Genomic DNA, 4,461 nt, shown 5'->3' on the forward strand with positions numbered 1-4,461 from the left:
AAAAAAAACCCTGTTAGCTAGTTATTCCTCTCTCTATTTTAAAATCCGGTGTTGGGTGATGTCCTAAACGACTTATAAGCGCGTTTCAGCTTGTATGGGTAAAAACCCCGAAGTTTTAAAAGACATGCAGTGCACATAGCACGACAAATACAGATTTTCTTGTCATTTTAACCTGTAGAGGTCGGGAAGTTAAGCAAATAACTTCAGTACCATAATAAAAGGGTTGATAGAGTTTGTCAAGTAGTTTTTTCCACATGCCAAAGCTGATTTGATATGCAAAGAGTCTATTGACACTGAGTATAATCTGGAGTAGTGGTAAATAACAATGTTTAAAAGTATTTTCACATTCAGTTTTTTTACGGCTATTTCAAGAATCTCAGGGTTGATAAGGGATATATTAATTGCCATGGTTGTCGGTGCAACTTCTCTTGCAGATGTATTTTTTTCTTCATTTCGTTTTGCCAATCTATTTCGAGCGTTTTTTGCAGAGGGAGCGTTCACTACCTCTTTTATACCATTATATTCAGCAGGATCACGTGATAGTAAAAAGGCGTCTAGCTTTGCAAGTAGTGTAATATCTCTCACGTTTATTATTTTATTGATTTTTTGCCTTATCACGCAAACTTTCTTTCCTTATATGATTCAAGTATTCACTCCTGGATTTGACCAAAGCAAACTTGCCTTCACTGTGAGTTTATCAAGAATTATGATGCCTTACATAATTTTTATTTCAATAGCATCACTTATCGGGGGAATGCTGCAAGTAAAGCAGCACTTTGTCTCAACAGCCATTGCACCGGTCATTTTGAATCTCTGTTTAATTGTTAGTTTACTTGTGCCTTACATAAAAACACCGGCTCACAATCTCTCCATAGCCGTCCTGATTGGAGGGATTTTTCAGCTATTATTAATGCTGTTTAGTGCATATAAACTAAAGGCTGCATTTTTTTTTAGCATAAAATTGAATAGTGAAGTAAAGTTGTTTTTTAAGCGCGTAATACCAGCAATTATCAACAACTGTGTAACTCAGATAAGCCTATGGATTGATACAATTATGGTAAGTTTTATACCAAATGCAGTGTCCTATATATATTATGCCGATAGACTAAATCAACTACCGCAAGGAGTAATTGGCACTGCAATTGGTACAGTGCTTCTTCCCTTAATCTCAAAACAAGCAAATGATACTGAAAGTATAGCCAAAATACAAAACAAAGCTCTCAGTGTAGGATTAATATTAGTTATGCCAACAACTGCCGCCTTTATTATTATTCCTGACATGATTTTACTTACGCTTTTTTCTCACGGTAAGTTTGATCACTATGCAGTGCAGCAAACTGCTCCTACATTGATAGCGCTTTCTCTTTCTTTACCTGCATTTATTATAAATAAAGCCTTGCTACCCATGTTTTTTGCTAAGGGCAATTTAAAAATACCAACTATATTTTTGCTAGTGTGTCTTGGAATCAATGTGGTGCTAAACCTCTTGTTAATGTACAAATATCAGCACACAGGAATTGCTATCGCTACTTCCATTTCCACTTGGATAAATTCTATTCTACTAATTAACTACCTAACAATAAATAAAATGTATAAGATTAGCCAAGTGCTACTATTAAATGTCGTAAAAATTCTTATTGCAACGTTGGTCATGTCAATAGTTCTTTATGTTTCTAGTTTCTTGTCAGCAGGGTTATTTCTCGATAAAATATTTGCTCGTATCATCCATTTAGCAGCGCTAATATTTTTAAGTATCGTTGTTTATTTTGGTACTCTTTATTTAATGTTTACGGGCAATTTAAAGTATATAAGACTATGAGATTTTCTATATACACAATGTTATCAATCTCTTTGGTATTGATCCTTTTGTACATTGCTGCAACTTTCAAGGACTGGAATAGCTGCAAGGAACATATTGTGCAAAAATTAGAAAATAAATACAACGCTAAAGTACACATTGGAGGAAAAGTCAAAGTTTCACTAATTACTCCAAAGCTTACTATTTATAACGTATACATTCAATGTAACAGCAATAAAGAGCGAAAATTATCAGATTTGATTAGCATAAATAAAATTGAAGTAAGGCTATCTCTTTTATCGTTATTTTTGCTTTCGCTACAACCAAAGTCAATTACATTATTTGGTATGAAAAGCAGTAAAGAAAATTTTGTTAACATTACAAACGAAAAGGCCAGTAAAGTTGACATAATAATAAGAAACAGCCAAGCAAGTTTAAACAATAACTTCGTTGATTATAGCAACATTGTTAACATAAAAGAGATTGCTATTAAGAGAAATGGGCAATTCTCTGGTGAAGTGAAGGTAGGTGATAATAATTATGATTTTTCAGGAAAGGTTGATATTACAAAAAAGAACGTAAACATTAATGTCAAATCAAACTTTATAAAGTTACTATTTACAGGCAACAGAAATCAAGAAGGGACCCAGGGCAAGCTAACACTAACAATTAACAACAATTCTGATTTTGTAAATGATCTAGCAAAGATTACCAATCTTAGCTTTCTTGCTTACGCTATCCCTAATGAAAATATCGAGATATCGTCTAACATCAACCTTAATGAAGATGAGTTTGCAGCAACTGATTTGAGAATCGGTTCCAAAAGCATGCAAGCCAGCGGTACAATACGAAATGATAGAAAGAATAATCACACTAACGTCAATATTAGCTTCAGTAAAGTTGATTTCGATTCTATACAAAATGATTCACGGAAAACAACGGAGATAAAGGATCTCTTGGAATGTTTTAGAGATGTCGTACCAAAAAACTTGAGCCTAGACTTTAATATGGAGGTTTCAAATATTCAATACCAAAACAGAATATCAAATAAATTTTATGCTATGTTAAAATTTGCTGATGGCGAAGTAAAAGTTGATACGCTACTTCAAATTCCTGGAGCCAATAACATGTCTCACTTATCGGGAAAAGTCTCAAATAATGGCACCTTATCTGAATTTAATGGTGATTTATTGATAAAAGGGGATAATTTTGAGTCGTTTATTTCATGCTTTTTCCCTTCTGTAAGAATGAAAGAGAGCGAAAAAAATCAATTTACAATAAGTTCTAAATTACACATTGCACCCAGGATATTGTCTATCTCAGATATTAGATTGCTGAATGATAAAGAATTTTTGCAGGGATCAATTAAAGTAAGTCACACAAAAAAACGTAATGTGATTGGTGGTGGATTTGGTGTACATAACCTTAACGCAGACAAATACGATTATTCATTACTCAGTAGTTTATCTAAAATGAAATGGTTGAAAAATTTGAAGTATGATGTAAACATAGAAACCAGCGTTAGTGATTTTACGCTAAATGATACAAAAATTGAATGCTTGGGCTTTTCGTTGAAGATAGAAAAGGGTAAGCTAGTTGCAGATAAGATAAAACTATCAGGAGAGGATTTTGATATTACCGGCGACATAAAAATATTAGTGGACAAAAAATACATCAAGCCTCTGTTAGATGTGAACCTTACAGGCAACAAATTTAGTGGCAGTATCTTAAAATTACCGAATTTAATAAAGGTGAAAAGAGATTCAAAAAGTAAGATAAACCAAATTCAATGGTCAACAAAGCAGCTTGATTTTTTAGATAACAAAAAAGACTTTGATGCCAATGTGCAAATTAATGTTGCAGAGCTTAAGGATGAGCAAGATATTTTGAGGGATTTTAATTTGAATGCAGTGATGATAAATAACATCATTACTGTTAAAAAAGTGGATTATGCACTAGGACATGGACAAGTGTCTTTTCAGGGTTATTTAAGGCCAAATTCAATGTATATAAAGTTTTTCATAGCGAATTTGGACACTAAAAGGGTTGGAAAGGCTATAGGAATTAGTAATATAAATGGCCAGATAAGCTTAAATGGCGCAATTAAAGCTCAAGGAAAGAGCTTCAATGATTGGGCTAATAATTTGTCAGGGGAAATTAATTTGCAAACACGAGGAATAGAATTTACTAACGTGGATTTTAATTCGTTCATTACTAACTTACTAAGCAGTAAAAGTAAATCTGAAGTCTCCACGCTTGCTAACGTCGGTATATATAATGGCAGTACATTTTTTGAAAATGTTAGCGGAAAAGCAAGCATTAGAAATGGTATATGCTCAACTAGTTTACAATTTGGAATTAATCAAGCGTCAGGATCTACTTCTTCTAATCTAACCTTATCTAACTTCACTTTAGTTTCTTTATCCAGATTTTTCTTTATTCCACCAGGCCGTAGTAGTCCAGTTTATATCGATATGCACTTGGATGGCCCTATTTGGCGTCCTAAGATGAGTTTTGATGAGAACCAAATATTTACTACCCTGAATAGGAATTAAAAGTATTAAATGTGTTTTGTTGACCAAATAGCTGTCTAAAGCCATGGAACTAAAAAAAACTACTTAAAGATTCCTCCGGTTTCCTTATCATAGTATTGAAGCTATTAT

2 protein-coding genes are annotated in these 4,461 nt (G+C 33.1%); both read left to right on the plus strand.

Annotation, left to right across the window (positions count from 1 at the left end):
- Positions 1-325: 325 nt before the first annotated feature.
- Entirely contained in the window at positions 326-1,819 is a 1,494-nt protein-coding gene (gene murJ, locus IHO13_RS04600; protein ID WP_225538485.1) for a murein biosynthesis integral membrane protein MurJ, read from the plus strand.
- Positions 1,816-4,353, plus strand: a complete 2,538-nt coding sequence (locus tag IHO13_RS04605; RefSeq protein WP_225538486.1) for an AsmA-like C-terminal region-containing protein — start codon at positions 1,816-1,818, stop codon at positions 4,351-4,353. The genes murJ and IHO13_RS04605 overlap by 4 nt, the downstream gene beginning before the upstream one ends.
- Positions 4,354-4,461: the final 108 nt, after the last annotated feature.

It is taken from the genome of Wolbachia endosymbiont of Mansonella perstans, from assembly GCF_020278605.1.
Lineage (GTDB): Bacteria > Pseudomonadota > Alphaproteobacteria > Rickettsiales > Anaplasmataceae > Wolbachia.

What these genes read in the sequence shown, in the direction of transcription:
- murJ (WP_225538485.1), top strand. Translation starts at nt 326, where the DNA reads ATGTTTAAAAGTATTTTCACATTCAGTTTTTTTACGGCTATTTCAAGA.
- IHO13_RS04605 (WP_225538486.1), top strand. Translation starts at nt 1,816, where the DNA reads ATGAGATTTTCTATATACACAATGTTATCAATCTCTTTGGTATTGATC.